The sequence below is a fragment of the Micromonospora sp. NPDC023737 genome (genome assembly GCF_040639715.1).
Taxonomy (GTDB): Bacteria; Actinomycetota; Actinomycetes; order Mycobacteriales; family Micromonosporaceae; genus Micromonospora.
On the sequence record NZ_JBFAAL010000011.1, the window covers coordinates 170,280 to 192,542 of the forward strand.

At 71.9% G+C, this 22,263-nt stretch carries 19 protein-coding genes; 6 read left to right on the top strand and 13 right to left on the bottom strand.

The window, feature by feature from the left end:
* Positions 1–59: 59 nt before the first annotated feature.
* Both radA and disA read left to right on the top strand, forming a co-directional pair.
* Positions 60–1,517: a DNA repair protein RadA gene (gene radA / locus AB0F98_RS22650; protein ID WP_357738315.1), complete on the top strand. Its 1,458-nt coding sequence runs from the start codon at positions 60–62 to the stop codon at positions 1,515–1,517.
* A gap of 132 nt (positions 1,518–1,649) precedes the next feature.
* Positions 1,650–2,825 (top strand): DNA integrity scanning diadenylate cyclase DisA, encoded by a 1,176-nt coding sequence (gene disA / locus AB0F98_RS22655; protein WP_355143256.1) that lies wholly within the window; start codon positions 1,650–1,652, stop codon positions 2,823–2,825.
* Positions 2,826–2,908: 83 nt separating this feature from the next.
* On the opposite strand, the gene AB0F98_RS22660 is transcribed toward disA, so the two are convergent.
* The 3 genes from AB0F98_RS22660 to AB0F98_RS22670 form a co-directional block, all read right to left on the bottom strand.
* Entirely contained in the window at positions 2,909–3,628 is a 720-nt protein-coding gene (locus AB0F98_RS22660; protein ID WP_357738318.1) for a hypothetical protein, read from the bottom strand.
* Positions 3,629–3,746: 118 nt separating this feature from the next.
* Positions 3,747–4,331 (bottom strand): peptide deformylase, encoded by a 585-nt coding sequence (locus AB0F98_RS22665; RefSeq protein WP_357738435.1) that lies wholly within the window; start codon positions 4,329–4,331, stop codon positions 3,747–3,749.
* Positions 4,332–4,339: 8 nt separating this feature from the next.
* Positions 4,340–4,852, bottom strand: a complete 513-nt coding sequence (locus tag AB0F98_RS22670; protein WP_357738320.1) for an ACT domain-containing protein — start codon at positions 4,850–4,852, stop codon at positions 4,340–4,342.
* A gap of 96 nt (positions 4,853–4,948) precedes the next feature.
* Between AB0F98_RS22670 and AB0F98_RS22675 the strand changes: the two genes are divergently transcribed.
* Positions 4,949–5,860, top strand: coding sequence for an A/G-specific adenine glycosylase (locus AB0F98_RS22675; RefSeq protein WP_357738322.1), 912 nt, complete (start codon positions 4,949–4,951; stop codon positions 5,858–5,860).
* A gap of 550 nt (positions 5,861–6,410) precedes the next feature.
* Here the strand turns inward: AB0F98_RS22675 and AB0F98_RS22680 are convergent.
* The 3 genes from AB0F98_RS22680 to lysS all read right to left on the bottom strand — a co-directional run bounded on the left by AB0F98_RS22680 (position 6,411) and on the right by lysS (position 11,649).
* Complete coding sequence (locus AB0F98_RS22680) at positions 6,411–8,948, bottom strand: ATP-dependent Clp protease ATP-binding subunit (RefSeq protein ID WP_357738324.1); 2,538 nt, start codon at positions 8,946–8,948, stop codon at positions 6,411–6,413.
* 736 nt (positions 8,949–9,684) lie between these two features.
* A complete protein-coding gene (locus AB0F98_RS22685) occupies positions 9,685–10,029 on the bottom strand; it encodes an Lsr2 family protein (RefSeq protein ID WP_165947327.1) in 345 nt (114 codons plus the stop codon).
* A gap of 111 nt (positions 10,030–10,140) precedes the next feature.
* Positions 10,141–11,649 (bottom strand): lysine--tRNA ligase, encoded by a 1,509-nt coding sequence (gene lysS, locus AB0F98_RS22690; RefSeq protein ID WP_357738326.1) that lies wholly within the window; start codon positions 11,647–11,649, stop codon positions 10,141–10,143.
* Between the two features lie 87 nt (positions 11,650–11,736).
* On the opposite strand from lysS, the gene AB0F98_RS22695 reads away from it, so the two are divergent.
* Positions 11,737–12,480: a class I SAM-dependent methyltransferase gene (locus AB0F98_RS22695; RefSeq protein WP_357738329.1), complete on the top strand. Its 744-nt coding sequence runs from the start codon at positions 11,737–11,739 to the stop codon at positions 12,478–12,480.
* Between the two features lie 9 nt (positions 12,481–12,489).
* On the opposite strand, the gene AB0F98_RS22700 is transcribed toward AB0F98_RS22695, so the two are convergent.
* The 7 genes from AB0F98_RS22700 to AB0F98_RS22730 form a co-directional block, all read right to left on the bottom strand.
* Positions 12,490–13,248, bottom strand: a complete 759-nt coding sequence (locus AB0F98_RS22700; RefSeq protein ID WP_357738331.1) for a type III pantothenate kinase — start codon at positions 13,246–13,248, stop codon at positions 12,490–12,492.
* Between the two features lie 128 nt (positions 13,249–13,376).
* Positions 13,377–14,273 (bottom strand): carboxylating nicotinate-nucleotide diphosphorylase, encoded by an 897-nt coding sequence (gene nadC / locus AB0F98_RS22705; protein WP_357738334.1) that lies wholly within the window; start codon positions 14,271–14,273, stop codon positions 13,377–13,379.
* Positions 14,270–15,973, bottom strand: a complete 1,704-nt coding sequence (locus tag AB0F98_RS22710; protein ID WP_357738336.1) for an L-aspartate oxidase — start codon at positions 15,971–15,973, stop codon at positions 14,270–14,272. Before AB0F98_RS22710 ends, nadC begins: the two co-directional genes overlap by 4 nt.
* Positions 15,974–16,056: 83 nt before the next feature.
* Positions 16,057–16,950 carry a septum formation family protein gene (locus AB0F98_RS22715; protein WP_357738339.1) on the bottom strand — a complete coding sequence of 298 codons (894 nt, stop codon included), beginning with the start codon at positions 16,948–16,950 and terminating at the stop codon, positions 16,057–16,059.
* A 125-nt stretch (positions 16,951–17,075) separates the two neighbouring features.
* Entirely contained in the window at positions 17,076–17,498 is a 423-nt protein-coding gene (gene panD / locus AB0F98_RS22720) for an aspartate 1-decarboxylase (protein ID WP_357738342.1), read from the bottom strand.
* A gap of 29 nt (positions 17,499–17,527) precedes the next feature.
* Positions 17,528–18,373: a pantoate--beta-alanine ligase gene (panC, locus tag AB0F98_RS22725; protein ID WP_357738345.1), complete on the bottom strand. Its 846-nt coding sequence runs from the start codon at positions 18,371–18,373 to the stop codon at positions 17,528–17,530.
* 61 nt (positions 18,374–18,434) lie between these two features.
* Positions 18,435–19,400: a DUF2520 domain-containing protein gene (locus AB0F98_RS22730; protein ID WP_357738348.1), complete on the bottom strand. Its 966-nt coding sequence runs from the start codon at positions 19,398–19,400 to the stop codon at positions 18,435–18,437.
* A 683-nt stretch (positions 19,401–20,083) separates the two neighbouring features.
* Here AB0F98_RS22730 and AB0F98_RS22735 point away from each other — a divergent pair.
* Both AB0F98_RS22735 and AB0F98_RS22740 read left to right on the top strand, forming a co-directional pair.
* Positions 20,084–21,073, top strand: coding sequence for an SAM-dependent methyltransferase (locus AB0F98_RS22735; protein ID WP_357738438.1), 990 nt, complete (start codon positions 20,084–20,086; stop codon positions 21,071–21,073).
* Positions 21,070–22,257, top strand: coding sequence for an NADH-quinone oxidoreductase subunit D (locus AB0F98_RS22740; RefSeq protein WP_357738351.1), 1,188 nt, complete (start codon positions 21,070–21,072; stop codon positions 22,255–22,257). Before AB0F98_RS22735 ends, AB0F98_RS22740 begins: the two co-directional genes overlap by 4 nt.
* The last annotated feature ends 6 nt before the right edge of the window (positions 22,258–22,263 follow it).

The following is a 22,263-nucleotide window of genomic DNA, read 5'->3' on the forward strand; positions in this document are numbered from 1 at the left end:
GTCTTGTCGTCCGGCGGGGTCTGCGCCATCTGGTCGTACCGCCGGGCTAGCGTCCTGGTGTGACGACCTCCCGATCCACCTCTGCACGCGGCGGCGCGGCGACCGGCACGCGCGGCCGCGCGTCCAGCCGTGAGCCTCGGCCCGCCTACGAGTGCGACGCGTGCGGACACCAGCCGCCCAAGTGGGTGGGACGCTGCCCGGAGTGCGGCGAGTGGGGCTCCGTGGTCGAGAGCACGATCACCGGACCGACCGTCTCCGGCCGGGTGGTCAGCTCGCGGATGCCGGCCGAACCCGCCCGACCGATCGCCACCATCAGCGCCGCACCCGCCCGGGCCCGCCCGACCGGGGTCAGCGAGCTCGACCGGGTGCTCGGCGGCGGCCTGGTGCCCGGCGCCGTGGTGCTGCTGGCCGGCGAGCCGGGCGTGGGCAAGTCCACCCTGCTGCTCGACGTGGCTCAGCAGTGGGCCGCCGGCGCGGGCAGCCCCTCGCTGGTGGTCAGCGGCGAGGAGTCGGTCAGCCAGGTACGCCTGCGCGCCGAGCGGATGGGCGCCCTGCACGATCAGCTCTACCTGGCCGCCGAGAGCGACCTGTCCGCGGTGCTCGGTCACCTCGACGCGGTCAAGCCCGGGCTGCTGGTGCTCGACTCGGTGCAGACCATCTCCACCCCCGGCACCGAGGGCGTGCCGGGCGGGGTGACGCAGGTGCGAGCCGTCACCGCCGCGCTGGTCTCGGTCGCCAAGGAGCGGGGCATCGCCACGGTGCTGGTCGGCCACGTGACCAAGGACGGCCAGGTCGCCGGTCCCCGGGTGCTGGAACACCTGGTCGACGTGGTGCTGCACTTCGAGGGCGACAAGCACTCCTCGCTACGGATGGTGCGCGGCGTCAAGAACCGCTTCGGCGCGGCCGACGAGGTCGGCTGCTTCGAGATGCACGAGGGCGGCATCTCCAGCCTGGCCGACCCGTCCGGCCTCTTCCTGACTCGCTACTCCGAGCCGGTGCCCGGCACCTGCGTCACCGTCGCGATGGAGGGTCGACGCGCCCTCGTCACCGAGGTGCAGGCGCTCATCGGCGCGACCGTCGCCGGCTCCCCCCGGCGTACGGTCTCCGGCCTCGACTCGGCTCGGCTGGCGATGGTGCTGGCGGTGCTGCAACGGCGTACCGAAAGGCTCACCCTGCACGACCGGGAGGTCTTCGCCGCGACGGTCGGCGGCATCCGCGTGGTCGAACCGGCCGCCGACCTGGCGGTGGCGCTCGCGGTCGCCTCCGGCGGGCTCAACCTGGCCATCGCGCCGCACCTCGTGGCCATCGGCGAGGTCGGACTCACCGGCGAGGTGCGGCGGGTCGGGGCGGTGCCACGCCGGCTGGCCGAGGCCGCCCGGCTGGGCTTCCGGTTCGCGCTCGTCCCACCCGGATGCGGGCCGGAGTCGACCGGCGTGGCCCCGGATCAGATGCGGGTGATGGAGGTCACCGATGTCCGCTCGGCGCTGCAGTGCGCCGCGCGGGCATCGGCGGAGTGACCGACCGTGACCGCCGAGCCGGACCGCCCGGGCGATACCGGGGCACGCGCCACGGGCCGGACATGAGGGCATCGTGACACATCACAGTAACCACGACAGCACCCACCGCACGTCAGTCCGTAGACTGTGCCCGTGCCGATCGACCGCGATACCACCAAGCCTGCCGGCGCGACACCCCACGCCCGCACCGGCGCCGTGGGCTCGCCCGCCCGTCCGATCAGCGTGAACGTGACCGGCGGCGCCGCAGGTGACCCGCTGCGCGCGAACCTGGCGTTGATGGCGCCCGGCACCGCGCTGCGCGACGGCCTCGAACGGATCCTGCGCGGCCGCACGGGCGCGCTGATCGTCCTCGGCTACGACAAGGTCGTGGAAGGGCTCTGCACCGGCGGCTTCCCGCTCGACGTCGAGTTCTCCGCGACCCGCATCCGGGAGCTGTGCAAGATGGACGGCGCAGTGGTGCTCTCCAGCGACGGCACCCGCATCGTCCGGGCCGCGGTGCACCTGATGCCCGACCCGTCCATCCCCACCGAGGAGTCCGGCACCCGGCACCGCACCGCCGAGCGGGTGGCCCGGCAGACCGGCTATCCGGTCATCTCGGTCAGCCAGTCGATGCGGATCATCAGCCTCTACGTGAACGGCCAGCGGCACGTGCTGGACGACTCGGCCGCCATCCTGTCCCGGGCCAACCAGGCCCTGGCCACCCTCGAGCGCTACAAGCTCCGCCTCGACGAGGTCTCCGGCACGCTCTCCGCGCTGGAGATCGAGGACCTGGTCACCGTACGGGACGCGGTGGCCGTGGTGCAGCGGCTGGAGATGGTCCGCCGGATCGCCGACGAGATCGCCGGCTACGTGGTCGAGCTGGGCACCGACGGGCGCCTGCTGGCGCTGCAGCTCGACGAGCTGATGGCGGGCGTCGACGCCGACCGGACACTGGTCATCCGCGACTACCTTCCGGCCGGCCGCAAGTCGCGCACCCTCGACGAGGCGCTGGTCGAGCTGGACCTGCTCGGTGCCACCGAGCTGATCGACCTGGTCGCGGTCGCCAAGGCGATCGGCTATCCGGCCGCGTCCGACGCGCTCGACGCGGCGGTCAGCCCACGCGGTTTCCGGCTGCTGGCCAAGGTGCCGCGGCTGCCGGCCGCGGTGGTGGACCGGCTGGTACTGCACTTCGGCAGCCTCCAGCGGCTGCTGGGCGCGACCGTGGAGGACCTCCAGGCGGTCGAGGGAGTGGGCGACGCACGGGCCCGCGGCGTACGCGAGGGCCTGTCCCGGCTCGCCGAAGCGTCCATCCTCGAACGGTACGTCTGACCGTTCCGACATCCGTCGGCCCTGCTCGGCTCCTCGCCGGTTCCCGCGACCCGTCGCGTCCGGAGATCGGCGCGCGCCCGTGCTCAGCCGTTGATGGTCAGCTTGACCGGCTCGCTGAGCTTCGTGTCCACCCGGGCGAAGACCTGGTACGACCCCGGCGGCACCTGCGGCCCCGCGGCCAACCCGTCCGCGCACCGCGTGGTGTCCCGGCCGTTCCACGTCACCTGGAACATGTGCTCGATGTTCGGCGTGAAGGACTTCGCGTCCGAGCCCTTGGCCTGACCGCAGGTGTCGGAGGACCAGATCTTCTCCGCACCGGACTTGATGAAGATCTCCTGGAGAGTCGCGCCGACGTCGCGGCTGCACGTCCGGTCGGAGATGTTCTTGATCCGCAATTGCAGGTCGACGGAGGCTCCGACGCCCACCGAGGCGGGCAACGCCACCGCGGTCACCTTGATCTCGGCGTCGGCGCAGCTTCCGTCGTTCGACCCGCCGTTGACGGGAGCCGCCGGGGCGTCCTCGCCCGGGGAGGCCGGCGCGTCGGCGCTCTCGTCTCCGCCGTCGGAGCTTCCGGACGCCTCGGGCGGGGGTGTCCCGGTCGTCGGGGTGAGCAGCGTCTGGGTCGGGCTCGGACTGACCGACGAGGTCGGGCTCACCCCGGCCTGCGGCTTCTTGTCGCCGGTGTTACCCGATCCGGTGCACGAGTTGAGCAGGACAATCAGGAAGAGAAGCCCCGCTCCGAGTACAACGGCGCGACGCCGCCAGTACACGGCGGGTGGCAGGGGGCCGACCGTCAGACGCATGATGCCCCCACCGTAGCCGCGTAGCCGAGTCGTGGTGCGGCACGACTCGCCGGAAGGTTCCCGGGAGCGTCAAGATCGGCATCCACTGTCGACAGGGTAGTCGAACGGGCGCCTCGGATCAGAGGTAGACCTTGCGCTGGTAGACGGCGTGCGCGCCGGCGACCCGGTCCAGGAAGAGCAGCCCCGAGCAGTGGTCGATCTCGTGTTGGAGCGCGCGGGCCTCGAAGCCGTCGGTGACCAGCCGTACCGGAGTGCCGGTGCCCGGCAGCTCGCCCTCCACCACCAGGCGGCTGGCCCGCTTCACGTCCCCGGTCAGATCCGGCACCGACATGCACCCCTCGCGCCCCGCCTTCCACCGGGTCGCCTCGACCACCCGGGCGTTGCAGAGCACGAAGGTGCCGTGCACGGTGACCGCCTTCGGATGTCCGGTCACCTCAACCGCGAAGACCTGGGCGCCCACACCGACCTGCGGAGCCGCCAGGCCCACGCAACCCGGCGAGACACGCATGGTGGCGATCAGGTCGGCGGCCAGCCGTACGGTCTCCGCCGAGGTCGGATCCACGGTCGCACCCGCCCGGCTGAGCGCCGGATGCGGAGCACAGACCACCGGGCGGACCTCACCGGGAAAGCCCAACGCCTCCGGCGTCCAGTCGCCCAACCCGGCGTACTCCTCGCCGGCCGAGACCGCGTCCGGTTCGCGCATCTCGCCGCTCACAACAGGTCCGGATCCGCAGGCCGGAGGCTCACCTCGACGCCCAGGTCGGCGGCGACCCGGTCCAGCCGGCCGGTCAGTTCGTCGGCGGCGCCGGGCGGCAGGTCGACCTCGGCGACCACCACGTAGAGCGAACCGGCCAGCCGGGTGCTCAAATCGGTGACGTTGCCGCCGACGCTGGTCACCACTCGCGTCATCGCCGCGACGATCCCCATCCGGTCGGCCCCGTGCACCGCCATCACGTACGGTTCGCCGCCCGTCGCCGCGCCACCGTCCGGGGTGACCGCCCGTACGGTCGCCAGCAGCTGACCGTCGGCGGCGAGCGGCGCCAGCGCGGCCTCGACCTCGGCGGCGGCGGGACCTACACAAATCAGCGTCATCGCGAAGTGACCCCGCAGCCGGGTCATCGTGCTGTCGGTGAGGTTCGCGCCCAACCGGGCGAGCACCTCGGCGACGTCGGCCACGATGCCCGGCCGGTCCCGGCCGATGACGGTGATCGCGAGCTCGTTCATCCGCGCATTCTGCCCGACCCATCACCCGCGGCGGAGCTGCCCCGCCCAGGCTGCCCACGCTCCGGGAACACCGACGCGTGACATGATCGACGGACGATGAGTGAGCCGACGTTCGCCACCCTGGTCAGCCGCTGGTACGAGGAGAACGCCCGGGACCTGCCGTGGCGCAAACCGGGCGTCAGCCCGTGGGCGATCCTGGTCAGCGAGGTGATGCTCCAGCAGACTCCGGTGGTCCGGGTGCTGCCCGCGTACGAGGCGTGGCTGGCCCGGTGGCCGGTGCCGGCCGCCCTGGCAGCGGACACTCCCGCCGAGGCGATCCGGATGTGGGGCCGGCTCGGCTACCCACGCCGGGCGCTGCGGCTGAGGGAGTGCGCGACGGCGATCGTGGAGCGGCACGGCGGGGAGGTCCCGGATCGGCTGGACCAGCTGCTGGCGTTGCCGGGGGTCGGAACGTACACGGCTCGTGCCGTCGCCGCGTTCGCGTACGGGCAGCGGCACCCGGTGGTCGACACCAACGTACGCCGAGTGGTCTGCCGGGCCGTGGCCGGCGAACCCGACGCGGGACCGGCCACGCGCCCCGCCGACCTGCTCGCCACCGAGGCGCTACTGCCTGCGGAGCCGGCCGCCGCGGCACTGGCCAGCGCGGCTTTCATGGAGCTGGGAGCGGTGGTCTGCACCGCCCGGTCACCGCGTTGTGGCCAGTGCCCGGTCGAGTCGACCTGCGCCTGGCGCGCCTCCGGTCAGGCCGCGCCGGCCGGTCCGACCCGGCGGCCCCAGCGGTACGCGGGCACCGATCGGCAGGTACGCGGTCTGCTGCTCGGTGTGCTGCGCGAGTCGACCGGACCGGTGCCCCGGCCCCGGCTCGACCAGGTGTGGACCGACGACGCACAGCGCACCCGCGCGCTCGCCGGTCTGGTGCGGGACGGCCTGGTGGAGCCGGTCGGTGACGACTCGTACCGCCTCCTCGGGGACGGCCCCACCCTCCCTCTCCCCGATCTGACCCACTGACCTCCGGCCCCTGCCGGCGCGGTCACCGGCCGACAGTGGGCGGTCGGCGGGCGCTGGCCGGCGGCCCGCGATGGGCGGGCGGCCGGGGGTCGGTGATCGACTCGGCTTCCTTGAAGTCGGGGTGTCCGCGTGCGTCGGATGGGCCGACTTCCTTGATCCCGAGTCGATCAACGACCTGGCCCACACAAAGACCACGTCCGACCGGGCCACGCATCCACAGTCGGAGGGCCCCCAGTCAGCCGCACGCAATGGCTGGGCGGCCGGTGCGGGGCCGCCCGAACGAGGACCCGAGACCGCAGCCGACGCGCACCAGGACCCGAACCGGCCCGGACGAGAACCCGAACCGCCCGCAGCCGAAGCGGACCAGGACCCGAACCGCCCGCAGCCCGCCCGGACGAGGATCCGAAACCGCGACCGGCTCGGACGAGGACCCGAGACCACGACCGGCCCGGACGAGGACCCGAGACCGCGGCAGGCCCGGGAGGGCAAAAAGGCGGGGCCCCGGCGGCTCTCGCCACCGGGGCCCCGCCCCTACTGCCGCTACCCGACGTTACGCCGCGTCGTCCGCGCCCGCGGTGGCTGCGCCACCGAGGTCCGCCGGCACGGCGTCCGGAACGGTGTCCGGCTTGTCCGCGCCCCGGAAGACGAGCTTCGACTTGTCGATGTCGCTCGGGTCGCCCTCGCAGTCCACCACCACGATCTGACCCGGGGTCAGCTCGTTGAAGAGGATCCGCTCGGAGAGGTTGTCCTCGATGTCGCGCTGAATCGTGCGACGCAGCGGACGCGCACCGAGCACCGGGTCGAAGCCCTTCTTCGCCAGGTACTTCTTGGCGTTGTCGGTCAGCTCCAGACCCATGTCCTTGTTCTTCAGCTGCGTCTCGATCCGCTGGATCATGATGTCGACGATCGAGAGGATCTCCGACTCGCGCAGCTGGTGGAAGACGATGGTGTCGTCGATCCGGTTCAGGAACTCAGGCCGGAAGTGCTGCTTGAGCTCGTCGTTGACCTTCTGCTTCATCCGGTCGTAGTTGGAGTCGGAGTCCTCCGACGCCTGGAAGCCCAGCGACACCGCCTTGGCCACGTCACGCGTACCGAGGTTGGTGGTCAGGATGATGACCGTGTTCTTGAAGTCCACGATCCGGCCCTGACCGTCGGTGAGCCGACCGTCCTCCAGGATCTGGAGCAGCGTGTTGAACACGTCCGGGTGGGCCTTCTCGATCTCGTCGAAGAGGACCACCGAGAACGGCCGACGCCGGACCTTCTCGGTCAGCTGCCCGCCCTCGTCGTAGCCGACGTAGCCGGGAGGGGCACCAACCAGCCGGGAGACCGTGTAACGGTCGTGGAACTCGGACATGTCCAGCTGGATGAGGGCGTCCTCGCTGCCGAACAGGAACTCGGCCAGCGCCTTGGAGAGCTCGGTCTTACCGACACCGGACGGGCCGGCGAAGATGAACGAGCCCGACGGACGCTTCGGGTCCTTCAGGCCGGCGCGGGTACGCCGGATCGCCTTGGACACCGCCTTGACCGCGTCCTCCTGGCCGATGACGCGCTTGTGCAGCTCGTCCTCCATGCGCAGCAGGCGCGAGGTCTCCTCCTCGGTCAGCTTGTAGACCGGGATGCCGGTCCAGTTGCCGAGCACCTCGGCGATCTGCTCGTCGTCCACCTCGCTGACGACGTCCAGGTCACCGGCCTTCCACTCCTTCTCCCGCTGCGCCTTCTGGCCAAGGAGCTGCTTCTCCTTGTCCCGCAGCTGGGCGGCCCGCTCGAAGTCCTGCGCGTCGATCGCGGACTCCTTGTCGCGGCGGACCTGAGCGATCCGCTCGTCGAAGTCGCGCAGGTCTGGCGGAGCGGTCATCCGGCGGATCCGCATCCGGGCGCCGGCCTCGTCGATCAGGTCGATCGCCTTGTCCGGCAGGAACCGGTCGGAGATGTAGCGGTCGGCCAGAGTCGCGGCAGCGACCAGAGCCGCATCGGTGATCGACACGCGGTGGTGCGCCTCGTAGCGGTCCCGCAGACCCTTGAGGATCTCGATGGTGTGGGCCAGCGAGGGCTCACCCACCTGGATCGGCTGGAAGCGGCGCTCGAGCGCGGCGTCCTTCTCCAGGTGCTTGCGGTATTCGTCCAGCGTGGTGGCACCGATGGTCTGCAGCTCGCCGCGGGCCAGCATCGGCTTGAGGATGCTCGCCGCGTCGATCGCACCCTCGGCGGCACCCGCACCCACGAGGGTGTGGATCTCGTCGATGAAGAGGATGATGTCGCCGCGCGTACGGATCTCCTTGAGCACCTTCTTGAGGCGCTCCTCGAAGTCACCGCGGTAGCGGGAACCGGCGACCAGCGCGCCGAGGTCGAGCGTGTAGAGCTGCTTGTCCTTCAGCGTCTCGGGCACCTCGCCCTTGATGATCTTCTGGGACAGCCCCTCCACCACGGCGGTCTTACCGACGCCGGGCTCACCGATCAGGACCGGGTTGTTCTTGGTACGGCGGGAAAGCACCTGCATGACCCGCTCGATTTCCTTCTCGCGCCCGATGACCGGGTCGAGCTTGCCCTCGCGGGCGGCCTGGGTCAGGTTACGGCCGAACTGGTCCAGCACGAGACTGGTGGACGGCGCGGCCTCACCGGAGGCGGCGCCGGCGGCCGCCGGCTCCTTGCCCTGGTAGCCGGAGAGCAGCTGGATCACCTGCTGGCGGACCCGGTTGAGGTCCGCACCGAGCTTGACCAGCACCTGGGCGGCGACGCCCTCACCCTCGCGGATCAGACCGAGCAGGATGTGCTCCGTGCCGATGTAGTTGTGGCCGAGCTGCAGCGCCTCACGCAGCGACAGCTCCAGCACCTTCTTGGCCCGCGGCGTGAACGGGATGTGCCCGCTCGGCGCCTGCTGACCCTGGCCGATGATCTCCTCGACCTGCTGCCGGACGCCCTCCAGGGAGATGCCCAGGCTCTCCAGAGCCTTGGCCGCGACGCCCTCGCCCTCGTGGATCAGGCCCAGCAGGATGTGTTCCGTACCGATGTAGTTGTGGTTGAGCATCCGGGCCTCTTCCTGGGCCAGGACGACAACCCGTCGCGCTCGGTCGGTGAACCGCTCGAACATGCCCTCGTGCTCCTCACGTGCCGTGCGCCTTGATGGTCAAAGATCTTGGCGGGGCCGGTGCGCGGACGTCCGGGACGGGCGTCCGTGCCTCATTACTCTATCGCCGCGGACCGACTCAGCTGAGGTCGTGTGTCTCCGGCAGCAGCCGCGTACGCGTCGTTTTGCACAACCGTGCGCGCTCAGGAGGTGTTCCGGTACCCCCAGCGCTACGCGTAGAGCGAAATTCTCACCATCACTCGAACGAGCTGTCCGAGGCTTCCGGCGGGCCGGATCCGCGTCGGCGGCGGCCCCTCGACGGACCGCCGGCGGTCATCCACAGGCTGTGGACGAAAATTCCACCGGCTGTGGACAACGCCGCCCCACGGGGGTTTCTTCCCCACCCCACGGGAGGCGGCACCGGTGCACGACCTCGCCCGTCGGGGTGCGGCCGGACCCGGTCGTCGAGGGCTTCCGTACGCGATCGTCCGCCAGGATCACTGCACTCCCGATACCGGTCGGAACATCACGTCCAGGGATGTTACGGACATTCCCCCGGACGGCTGTCCGACGTTGGACCGGACGGTCGGCCTCGTACGAAGCTCACCGTCCGGTCCCCCGATCGGCGCGCTGGCCGCCTCGACCACCTGGGGCAGCCACCTTGACCGGCTGCCAGGAGGTCCCGCACGGGGCCGGAAATGCGGCGACGCCGGCCCGGAGTGCTCCGGCCCGGCGTCGTTCGCCGCTGTGGTCGACCCGATCAGCGGCGGGCGTGGTACTCGTCGACGATCTCCTGGGGGATCCGGCCGCGGTCGGAGATGTCCTTCCCGGCCTTCTTGGCCCACTCCCGGATCGCACGGTTCTGCTCCCGATCGGCAGTCGCACCGCCCCGGCCGCGTGCCGCCCGGCCACCGACCACCACGCCGCCCCGGCCGACCTTGGTGCCCGCTCCGACGTACGGCGCGAATACGTCACGCAATTTCTCGGCGTTCGCACTCGACAGGTCGATCTCGTACTGAACGCCATCCAACGCGAACTTGACCGTCTCGTCCGCGTCCCCGCCGTCCAGGTCATCGACCAGCTTGTGAATGATCTGCTTGGCCACGTCCCACATTCCTTTCGAGCAGGGTGCTCCTGCTAACTCAGAGCACAATAACCCGTACGACGCGCGCCACGTCAATAGGATGCGGTATGACGACCCGGCGGCGACCGGCGACTACTCGGGCCGGACCAAGGGGAACAGGATCGTTTCCCGAATTCCCAGCCCGGTGAGCGCCATCAAGAGGCGATCGATTCCCATTCCCATACCGCCGGCCGGCGGCATTCCATACTCCATCGCCCGAAGAAAGTCCTCATCGAGCCGCATCGCCTCGTCGTCGCCACGGGCAGCCAGCTGCGCCTGGGCCACCAGCCGCTCCCGCTGCACCACCGGGTCGACCAGCTCCGAGTACGCGGTGGCCAGCTCGAAGCCGAGCACGTAGAGGTCCCACTTCTCGGCCAGCCCCGGCTCGCTGCGGTGGGCCCGGGTGAGCGGGCTCGTCTCCACCGGGTAGTCCCGGATGAACGTGGGCTCCCGCAGCCCCGGCACGACCAGTTCCTCGAACAGTTCCTCAGCGAGCTTCCCCGGCCCCCACTTCGGATCGACGGCCAGCCCCACCTTGTCGGCGTACTCCACGAGGCGGGCGCGCTCGGTGTGGACGCTCACTTCCTCGCCAAGCGCCTCGGAAAGCACCCCGAACAAGGTCACCGACCGCCACTCGCCGCCCAGGTCGAACTCCCGCCCATCGGCGTGGGTGACCACCGTCGAGCCGCTCACCGCGATCGCCGCCTGCTGCACGAGATTACGAGTCAGCTCGGCCATCGTGTCGTAGTCGCCGTACGCCTGGTAGGTCTCCAGCATCGCGAACTCCGGGGAGTGCGAAGAGTCGACACCCTCATTCCGGAAGTTGCGGTTGATCTCGAAGACCTGATCGACGCCACCGACCACGGCGCGCTTCAGAAACAGTTCCGGCGCGATTCGCAGATACAGATCGGTGTTCAACGCATTGCTGTGCGTCACGAATGGGCGCGCCGCGGCCCCTCCGTGCAGCAACTGGAGCATCGGAGTCTCGACCTCGATGAAGCCCCGCCCGTGCAGGGAGTCCCGCAAGCTCCGGACGGCCGCGGCCCGGGTACGGACCATCTGCCGCGCCTGCGGGCGCACGATCAGGTCGACGTAGCGTTGCCGGACGCGGGCCTCCTCGGAGAGCGGCTTGTGCGCAACCGGCAGCGGACGCAGCGACTTGGCCGTGACCGCCCACTCGTCGGCCAGCACGGAGAGCTCACCGCGGCGGCTGGTGATCACCTCACCGGTGACGCCGACGTGGTCACCGAGGTCCACCAGGCGCTTCCAGTCCTCCAGCCGCTCCGGGCCGACCCGGTCCAGGGAGAGCATCGCCTGCAACTCGGTGCCGTCACCGTCGCGCAGTGTCGCGAAGCAGAGCTTGCCGGTGTTCCGAATGAAGATCACTCGACCGGTGACCGATACCCGGTCGCCGGTCGCGGTGTCGGTCGGCAGCTCGGCGTAGCGCGCGCGCACCTCGGCGAGGGTGGCGGTCCGGGGGTAGCCGATCGGATACGGCTCGACACCGTCGGCGAGCATGCGGTCCCGCTTCTCCCGGCGGACCTTCATCTGCTCGGGAAGGTCGTCGGCGGGATCCACAGGTAGGGCGTTCTGCTCGGTCACGGCATGCTTCCTCGTCAGGAGATACAGGGGGTCACGCCCGAGCGTACTCAAGCCCCCAGTCGACCGTTACGGGATAACCTCCGCGCCATGGTTGATCACACTCAAGCCCTCTCCTTCGGGGCCGCCGCAGCCGAATACGACCGCTTTCGGCCGCACTATCCGGAACCGGCGCTGCGCTGGGCACTCGAGGGCCTGGCCGGGGCACCCGTCCGCGTCGTCGACCTCGGCGCCGGCACCGGCATCCTGACCCGGGGCGTACTGCGCCTCGGGCACGAGGTGGTGCCGGTGGAGCCCGATCCGGGCATGCGCGCCCAACTCGACGCGACCACCCCCGGCACGACCGCGCTCGCGGGCAGCGCCGAGGCCGTACCGCTGCCCGACGGTGCGGCGGACGCGGTGCTGGTCGGTCAGGCGTACCACTGGTTCGACCGGGACCGGGCGCACGCCGAGATCGCCCGGCTGCTCCGTCCCGGCGGCATCTTCGCACCGGTCTGGAACACCCGCGACGACCGGGTCGGCTGGGTGGCCGAGCTGGGCCGGATCGCCCACATGGGGGGGACCGCCGGAAACGTGATCGAGAAGTACACCGACTTCGGCCCGGAGTTCGAGCCGATCGAGGTGGGCGAGTTCCACCAGCGCACCACGCTCACGCCGGACGACGTGGTAGCCCTGATCAGGACCCGCTCGTACTGGCTGACCGCGCCGGCCGAGGATCGGCAGAAGGTGGAGCGGGAGCTGCGGGAACTCCTCGCCACCCATCCCGACCTGGCCGGCCGGGAGACGGTGGAGCTGCCGTACCGGACGTTCGTGCTGCGGGCGCGGCGGCGCTGAGCCTGCCGATCACGTGTTGCGTTCGTAGATCATCCGCAGACCGATAAGCGTGATCATCGGCTCGTGGTGGGTGATGGTCCGGCATTCGTCGATCACCAGTGAGGCGAGGCCGCCGGTGGCGATCACCGCCTTGACGTCGCCGAGCTCCTCGACCATCCGCTCGACGATCCGGTCCACCTGGCCGGCGAAACCGAAGTAGAGGCCGGACTGGAGGCACTCGACGGTGTTCTTGCCGATCACCGACCGCGGTCGGGTCGCCTCCACCTTGCGCAACTGGGCCGCCCGTGCGGCGAGCGCGTCGAAGGAGATCTCGATGCCCGGGGCGAAGGCGCCACCGAGGAACTCACCGCGCTCGCTTATGACGTCGAAGTTGGTGGTGGTGCCGAAGTCGACCACGATCGACGGCCCCCCGAAGAGCGTGTACGCGGCCAGGGTGTTCACCACCCGGTCGGAGCCCACCTCCTTGGGGTTGTCGATCGCCAACTGGACCCCGGTCCGCACCCCCGGCTCGACGATCACGCTGGGTAGCTTGTCGTAGTAGCGGGCGAGCATCGTACGCAGCGAGCGCAGCGCGGCCGGGACTGTGGAACAGGCGGCCACTCCGGTGATCTCGACGGCGTCCCCCGCGAGCAGGCCCCGGAACATCAGGCCCAGCTCGTCGGCGGTAGACCGGGCGTCCGTCTTGATCCGCCACGAATGCACCAGCTTGTCGCCGTCGAAGGTCGCCAGCACGGTGTTGGTGTTTCCGATGTCGATGCAGAGCAGCACGGACGAAGCCTAGACAACGGTTGTGGGGTCGGGTGCGGACCGGGCGGCACGGGAGCGGCCCGCGCCACGGCCCGGCCCCGCCCCAGCCGGGGGTTTCGCCCCAGCCCGGTGGGCCCGGGCCGGGCCGGTCATTCGGTACGCAGATCCAGGGCGATGTCGAGGATCGGCGACGAGTGGGTCAACGCGCCGACCGAGAGGTAGTCGACTCCGGTCGCCCCGTACTCGGCCGCCACCGGCAGGGTCAGCCCGCCCGTCGCCTCCAGCTCCGCCCGGTCCCCCACCTGCGCGACCACCTCACGCAGCTGGGCCGGGGTCATGTTGTCCAGCAGCAGGAAGTCGGCACCCGCCTCGACCGCCTCCACCGCCTCGGCGACGGTGTCCACCTCCACCTGCACCGGCACGTCCGGGAACGCCTTCCGGACCCGCCGGTAGGCGGCGGGGATCCCACCCGCGGCGAACTTGTGATTGTCCTTGATCATGGCGACGTCGTAGAGGCCGAGCCGCTTGTTGGTGCCGCCACCGGCGCGCACCGCGTACTTCTCCAGGGACCGCAGGCCCGGCGTGGTCTTCCGGGTGTCCAGCACCGTCGCCTTCGTGCCGGCCAACGCGTCGGCCCAGGCTCGGGTGTGAGTGGCCACGCCGGACATGCGGGAGAGCAGGTTGAGCGCCGTCCGCTCGGCGGTGAGCAGCAACCGGGTCGGCCCGGTCACCGTCGCCAGCACGTCGCCGCGGGCCACTCGCTGACCGTCGCGGGCCACCAGCGACACCTCGACCGTACGACCGGCGCCCGTCACCTCGCCGACCAGCTCGAAGACGGCGGCGGCCACGACCAGACCGGCCACGACGCCGTCGGCGCGCGCCACCAGGTCGGCGGTGTCGGTCTGCTCGGCCGGAATGGTCGCGACGCTGGTGACGTCGAGGAAGTCCGGTCCCAGGTCCTCGGTCAACGCGCCGACGATCAACCGGCGCACCTCGTCCGGGTCCAGGCCGTCGACCCGCAACGCCTGCTCCGTCGACTCCCTCATCGGGTCTCCTCCCACTGCTGCGTCAATCGGCCCTGCGCACCGACCGCCTCGACGAGGTGACCCAGCCACCGGTCGTCGGCCGCCGGGAAGTCCTCCCGCCAGTGACACCCGCGCGTCTCCTGCCGGGCGTACGCGGCGGCGACCAGCGTCGACGCCACCGTGATCAGGTTCGTCGCCTCCCAGTCGGCCATCCGCGCTCGTCCCCGCCCGGCGCCCAGGTCGGAGAGCACCCCGGCCGTCGCGGCGAGCGTCTCCGCCGAGCGGAGCACCCCCGCGCCCCGGGTCATGGCCCGCTGCAGCGCCGGCGTTCCCTCCGCCGGAACCACCCAGCCCTGACCGCCGACCCAGGCCCCGGTCTCCGCGGGCCGGGCCTGCTCGGGCAGCCCGGCGGCGATGTCCTCGGCGATCCGGCGGGAGAAGACCAGCCCCTCCAACAGCGAGTTGCTGGCCAGCCGGTTGGCACCGTGCACCCCCGTGCAGGCGACCTCACCACAGGCGTACAGGCCGGGGATGGAGGTGTGGCCGCGCAGATCGGTGCGTACCCCGCCGGAGGCGTAGTGCGCGGCCGGCGCGACCGGGATCAGATCGGTGGCCGGGTCGACCCCGATGGCCAGGCAGGACGCCACGATGGTCGGGAAGCGCCGGGCCAGGAAGTCACCGCCGAGGTGCCGGGCGTCGAGGAAGACGTGGTCCGCCCCGGTGGCGAGCAGCACCCGGTGGATGCCCTTCGCCACCACGTCCCGCGGCGCCAGCTCGGCGAGCTCGTGCTGGCCCACCATGAACCGCTTGCCGTCGCCGTCGACCAGGTACGCGCCCTCGCCGCGCAGCGCCTCCGACACCAGCGGCTGCTGGGCGCGACCGGCGCCGGGCACCCTCGCCGGCTCCGGCACGATCAGGGCCGTCGGATGGAACTGGACGAACTCGACGTCGGTGACCGCTGCGCCGGCGCGCATCGCCAACGCCACACCGTCGCCCGTGGAGACCGCCGGATTCGTGGTGGCCGCGAAGATCTGCCCCATGCCGCCGGTGGCCAGCACCACGGCGCGCGCCAGGATGGCGCCGACCCCGTCCTCGCTGCCCTCGCCCAGCACGTGCAGGGTCACCCCGCACGCCCGGCCGAGCCCGCCGGGGCCGTCGCCCGGAGCCCGCAGCAGGTCCAGCACGAGAGCGTGCTCGACCAGCCGGATCCATGGATCGCGGCGTACGGCGGCGTGCAGGGCCCGTTGCACCTCGGCGCCGGTCGCGTCACCACCGGCGTGCACGATCCGGTCGGCTCGGTGCCCGCCCTCCCGGGTGAGCATCAGCGAGCCGTCCGGGTTCCGGTCGAACTCGGCGCCGATCCGCATCAGCTCACGTAGCCGGATCGGCCCCTCCTCCACCAGCACGCGGACCGCGGCCGGGTCGCAGAGGCCCACCCCCGCGATCTCGGTGTCCGAGGCGTGCGCGGCCGGGGTGTCCGCCGGGTCGAGGACCGCGGCTATGCCGCCCTGTGCCCACCGGGTCGAACCGTCGTCGATGTTGACCTTGGTGACGACGGTGACGTGCAGGCCCGCCTCCCGCAGGTGCAACGCCGCGGTGAGTCCGGCCACGCCCGAGCCGACCACGACCACGTCGGTGGTCTCCACCCAGCCCGGAGCGGGCGCGGCCAGCAGCCTCGGCAGGGCCGGCAGGGCCGGCAGGTCGACGGTCGGAAGCTCCATGGACACAGTCAACCCCGAACGAGGCTCGCGAGAGGCGGCGGGGGCGGGACGAGTGGTTTGGGCTACCCCGTCCGTACCCGCGGTCAGCTGGTGCGGACGGGCAGACCGGCCGGGCCGACGCCCTTGAGCGAGCCCGTCACCGTACGGTGGCTGAGCCAGAGATAGCAGCGCACCCCCCGATCGCCGACCCGCCACCGCCCCTCGCCCGGCGGGCGGGCCAGCACGCCGCTGCGGAACCGCAGCTCGGCGTCGTCAGGCACACCCACGAAGCGGCCGAGCACCGAGCGGCACCCGGCGTAGAGAGGCAGCCAGTCCGCCTGTCGGGTCGGATACGCGCCTTCCGGCGCCCGCCACACCCCGACGAACTCGGCGTCGTGGCGGGTCGCGCAGGCGACCGGCACCAACCCCTGCACGCCACCACCCTTGCCGCCACGGGTCTGCTGGCAGCCCAGCCGCAGCGGATACGGGCCCTTCAGCGCGTCGCGGAGGCCGCCCGTACGGGCTACCACGGTGGCGGCGGCCTCGACGGTGCTCAGCTCGGAGAGGTCGCACCGGTACCACCGGGAGCCGGCCGCCCAGCCCACCCGGGAGGGCACCGCCACGGAGAGCCTCAGCCGGCCGGCCCGCCAGTCGTCGCCCACGTACCCGCTGGCCCGGGTGTCGCAGTCCGCGAAGGCGCCCCGCATCTCGGCGGAGCCGCCCGACGGCGGCGCGGGCGACGCCACCGGAAACGCGCCGACGTGCACGGTCTCCACCCGATGCGGCTCGGCGCAGTCGATCGGTTGGTAGGCCGCCAGGGTCACCACGTCGGTGAAGTCGGCCGCCTGGCACACCCCGACGGCCGGGGTGAACGCCGCCGCTGCCGGCAGGGCGGGCCAGTCGTCGGTGAGGTCGCCGTCCCCGTCACCCGTCGCGCAGCCCGCCAGCAGGACCGCCGTGGTGGCGACCGCGTACAGGACGGTCATCGAACGGCGCATCGCGGCCTCCCCCAGGCACCGCCCGCCTCCCGGCAGGTGCGACAAGGGTAACCAGGAATGACCTTCCGGTGACAGACCGCATCGGCCGCCCCCGAACCGGTCGGGACGGCCCGTTCGCGGAACGATCAGACCACGGCGTACGGGTTCGGGACCGGGTCGCCGGCGGTGCCGGGGACGGCGGTCGACGGGTCCGCCGTCAGGTCCACGATCCGGTTGTCCACGTCCACGTGCACCACCCGCGGCCGGTAGGTCCGCGCCTCGGCGTCGTCCATCTGCCCGTACGAGATGAGGATGACCAGGTCACCGGGGTGCACCAGGTGCGCCGCCGCGCCGTTGATGCCGATCACGCCGCTGCCCCGCTCGCCCGGGATCACGTACGTCTCCAGCCGGGCTCCGTTGGTGATGTCCACGATCGCCACCTGCTCACCCGGGAGCAGGTCGGCGGCGTCGAGCAGATCCTCGTCCACCGTGACCGAGCCGACGTAGTGCAGGTCCGCCTGGGTGACCGTAGCGCGGTGGATCTTCGACTTGAGCATGGTTCGCAGCATCGGGGTGGGCCTTTCGCGGAACAGGGGGTTCAAGAACGGGGGCCGAGGTGGATCGGCATGTTGTCGATCAGGCGAGTGCTGCCGACCCAGGCGGCGATGAGCAGTCGCGCCGGACCGTCCACCGGCCCCGGCTCCAGGTCCGGGTCGGTCAGCACCAGGTAGTCGAGTTGCGCGCCGGGCGTACCGGCGCCGAACGCCCGGTGCGCGGCGCTGAGCACCACGCCCGCGTCCTGCCCCTGCTCGGCGGCCTCGGCACCGGCACGCAGCGCGCCGGACAGGCTCAGCGCGGCGGCCCGCTCCGGCTCCGAGAGGTACCGGTTGCGGCTGGAGAGCGCGAGCCCGTCCGGTTCCCGTACGGTCGGCACGCCGACCACCTGCACCGGCACGTCGAGATCGCGGACCATCCGCCGGACCAGGGTCAGCTGCTGGTAGTCCTTCTCACCGAAGAAGGCCAGGTCGGGCCGGGTGAGCTGGAACAGCTTCAGCACCACGGTGAGCACCCCGTGGAAGAAGCCGGGGCGGCTCTGCCCCTCCAGTTCCGCACCGAGGCTGCCCGGGTCGACCCGGACCCGGGGCTCACCGCCCGGGTAGATCTCGTCCCGGCTCGGTGCGAAGACCACGTCCGCCCCGGCCCGCCGGCAGACCTCAAGATCGGCGGCGAGCGTACGCGGATAGCGGTCGAAGTCCTCGTTCGGGCCGAACTGCAGCGGGTTCACGAAGATCGTCACCAGCACGTGGTCGGCCTGCGCCCGGGCCGCGCGCAGCAGTGTCTCGTGCCCCTCGTGCAGGGCACCCATGGTCATCACCACGCCGACCGTGCCGGTCAGCCCGGCCCGCGCCTTCGCGAGCTCCTCGCGGGTCGTCACCAGTTCCATGCGGCGGCCACCTCCCGGATCCTCGTCAGCGTGCGCACGCCCCCCGCCATTCCCCGGACCGTCACCTGGCCACCTGCCCCTGGGTGTCGGCGAGCACACCGAGCAGCGACGCCGCGTCGGCCGGGGCCAGCCGGCCGCTGGCGATGGCCCGGTCAGCGGTACGCCGAGCCAGCGCCAGGTAGGGGGCCACCGACTCGGGCGCGGTGGCGGCGAGCCGGGCGAGATGCCGCTCGACGGTGCCGGCGTCGCCGCGGGAGACCGGGCCGGTCAGCGCGCCGTCGCCGTAGTGCAGGGCGTTCTCCAGGGCGGCCCGCAGCAGCGGGGCGAGCACCTTCTCCGGCTGGGTCACCCCGGCGTCACGCAGCCGGTCGGCCGCCTCGTTGACCAGGGTCACCAGGTGGTTGGCGCCGTGCGCCAGGGCCGCGTGGTAGAGCGGCCGGTCCGCCTCCCCGACCCACTCCGGCACACCGCCGAGATCGGCGACCAGCCGTGCCGCCAGCGGCCGAAGATCGGTGGGAGCGGTCACCCCGTACGAGATGCCGGCGAGCCGGCCGAGGTCCTCCGGCGTACCGGTGAAGGTCATCGCCGGGTGCAGGGCGAGCGGCCGGGCCCCGACCGCGGCGGCCGGGTCCAGTACGGTCAGCCCGTGCGCCCCCGAGGTGTGCGCAACCACCTGCCCGGGGTGGAGCAGGCCACCATCGGCCAGGGTGGCGACCACGCGCGCGAGGGCGTCGTCCGGCACCGCGATCAGCAGCAGGTCGGTGGCGGCTCGGGCGACCTCGGCCGCGGAGCCGGGCGCGACGCTGGGCAGCAGCGCGAGCCGGTTGCGGTTCACCCCGGACCCGCCGGTGGCGGCGACCACCGGGTGCCCAGCGGCGGAGAGCGCGGCGCCCAGCACTGCGCCGACGCGGCCGGTGCCGATGACGCCGACGGTGAGGCTGCGGGGAAGGACGCCCGGACGGGCGGAGCCCACGGTTGCGGCGGCCCGCCTGGGGGCGGCCGGGCGTGGGCGCAGCGGTGCGCTCATGGCGATGATCCAGTCCTCGAGAGGGGTACCGGTCGATCGCAAGTATGCGCCCGGGCGACGGTATCGAAACCCCTGATGTGAAAACCTTCACCACCCCGGGGCCGGCCTGTCCACCGGGACCTGCCACGGGCGGGGACGAGCCGCCGTTTCACGCCGGGTGACCGTAGGGTCGGCACGGTGACGGGCCCTGAACGAGGAACGAACTGATGCCGATCCGCTGGCAGGACGCGATGGACCGGGCGCTCTACGGCCCGGGCGGCTTCTTCGTCTCCGGATCCCACCCCGTCGACCACTTCCGCACCTCGGTGCACGCGTCCCCGGCGTTCGCCACCGCACTGCTCCGCGTCGTCGAACAGGTCGACACGGCGCTGGGCCACCCCGACCGGTTGGACGTGGTAGACGTGGGCGCCGGTCGCGGGGAGCTGCTGCGGGCTCTCGCGGGGTTGGCGGCCGGGTCCGCTCCGGCGGCTGCCGGGTCCGCTCCGGCGGCTGCCGCGTCCGCTTCGACGGGGCGTGCCGGGTCCGCTTCGGGGGTTTCCGGGGAGCCCACCCGCTCCGGGCGGTCAGGCTTGATCCCTCCGCGGGCGGGCTCCCCGGAAACCCTGACTTCCGCGGCCGCCGCGCGTCCCGAACCGCCACGATCTGCACCCGGGGCACGGCCCGCCGACCCGGCACCCACCAGCGTGGTCCCCCTCGCCGAGCGGGTACGGTTCACGGCCGTCGAACTCGCTTCTCGCCCCGAAGACCTCTCTCCGGAGATCCGCTGGGTCGACCAGATCCCGTCCGGGATCACCGGGCTGCTCCTCGCCACTGAGTGGCTGGACAACGTGCCCTTGGATATCGCCGTGCACGGGTCCGACGGGTGGCGGTATCTGCTGGTCGATCACACCTCGGGTGCGGAGACTGTGGGTGACCTGGTTGCACCGGAGGACGCCGAGTGGCTGGCGACGTGGTGGCCGGTACCCGGCGGCAACCTCGCCGACGATGTGGGCTTGCTGCCGGGAACCGTCACGGACGGTCCAGGAACGACCGGGTCGGGCTGCCCGGAAACCCTCAAGGCGACCACCGACGAAGCGAACCGGTCCCGATGCCCGGAAACCTCCACGGCGACCAGCGACGAACCGAACCGGTCCGGCCGCCCGGAAACCTCTACCGCGACCAGCAGCGAACCGGTCGAATCGGGTTGCCCGGAGAGTCGGACGACGATCGGTGTGCGCGCCGAGATCGGACGGGCCAGGGACGAGGCGTGGGCCGACGCGGTCAGCAGGATCGACCGGGGGCTGGCGCTGGCGGTCGACTACGGACACCTGAGGGCGGAGCGGCCGGTGGGCGGGACGCTGACCGGGTACCGGGGCGGACGGCAGGTGGCGCCGGTGCCGGGGGGATCCTGCGATGTCACCGCGCACGTCGCCATGGACTCCGTCGCCTCCGCCGGTGAGCGGGTCGCGCGGTGCGCGTACTCCTTGTCGTCGCAGCGGGAGGCGCTTCGAGCGCTCGGGGCCGACGGCGGCCGACCGCCGCTGACGATGGCCGCCACCGACCCGGCCGGGTACGTGCGGGCGCTCGCCGCGGCGTCCACGGTGGCCGAGCTGACCGACCCGGCCGGCCTGGGCGGGCATCGGTGGCTGTGGCAACCGGTCGACATGGCGTTCGACCCGGGCGTGGCACGATGACGGGCATGACCACCGACGCCGGGGACCTCCGCGAGCTGACCGTCGGCACCGGGGCCGGCCTGGTGGCGGGCACCGGCGGCGAGCAGCTCGGCACCGACATGGTGCTCAACATCGGCCCGCAGCACCCGTCCACCCACGGCGTGCTGCGGCTGAAGCTGGTGCTCGACGGTGAGCGGGTGGTGTCGGCCGAGCCGATCGTCGGCTACATGCACCGGGGCGCGGAGAAGCTCTTCGAGGTACGCGACTACCGGCAGATCATCGTGCTGGCCAACCGACACGACTGGCTGTCGGCGTTCTCCAACGAGCTCGGCGTGGTGCTCGCGGTCGAACGGTTGATGGGGCTCGAGGTGCCGGAGCGGGCGACCTGGCTGCGGATGGCCCTCGCCGAACTGAACCGGGTGCTCAACCACCTGATGTTCCTCGGCTCCTACCCCCTGGAGATCGGCGCGATCACGCCGATGTTCTACGCCTTCCGCGAGCGCGAGACGCTGCAGACGGTGATGGAGGAGGTCTCCGGCGGCCGGATCCACTACATGTTCAACCGGGTCGGCGGGCTGAAGGAGGAGGTGCCGTCCGGCTGGACCGGGCGGGCGCGGACCGCGATCGGCGAGGTACGCCGGCGGCTGCCCGACCTGGACCACCTGATCCGGCGCAACGAGATCTTCCTGGCCCGCACCGTCGGCGTCGGGGTGCTCTCCAGGGAGGACGCCGCGGCGTTCGGGGCGTCCGGCCCGGTCGCCCGCGCCTCCGGGCTCGACCTGGACCTACGTCGGGACGAGCCCTACCTCGCGTACGACGAGTTGGACGTCCCGGTGGTGACCAAGACCGCCGGGGACTGCCATGCCCGGTTCGAGGTTCTGCTCGACCAGGTGTACGTCTCGCTCGACCTCGCCGAGCAGTGCCTGGACCGGGTCGACCGGCTCACCGGACCGGTGAACACCCGGCTGCCGAAGGTGGTCAAGGCCCCCGAGGGGCACACGTACGCGTGGACCGAGAATCCGCTCGGCATCAACGGCTACTACCTCGTGTCCCGGGGCGAGAAGACGCCGTGGCGGCTCAAGCTGCGCACCGCGTCGTACGCCAACGTGCAGGCGCTCGCGACGCTGCTGCCGGGCTGCCTGGTGCCGGACCTGATCGCGATCCTCGGCTCGATGTTCTTCGTGGTCGGCGACATCGACAAGTAGGTCGGG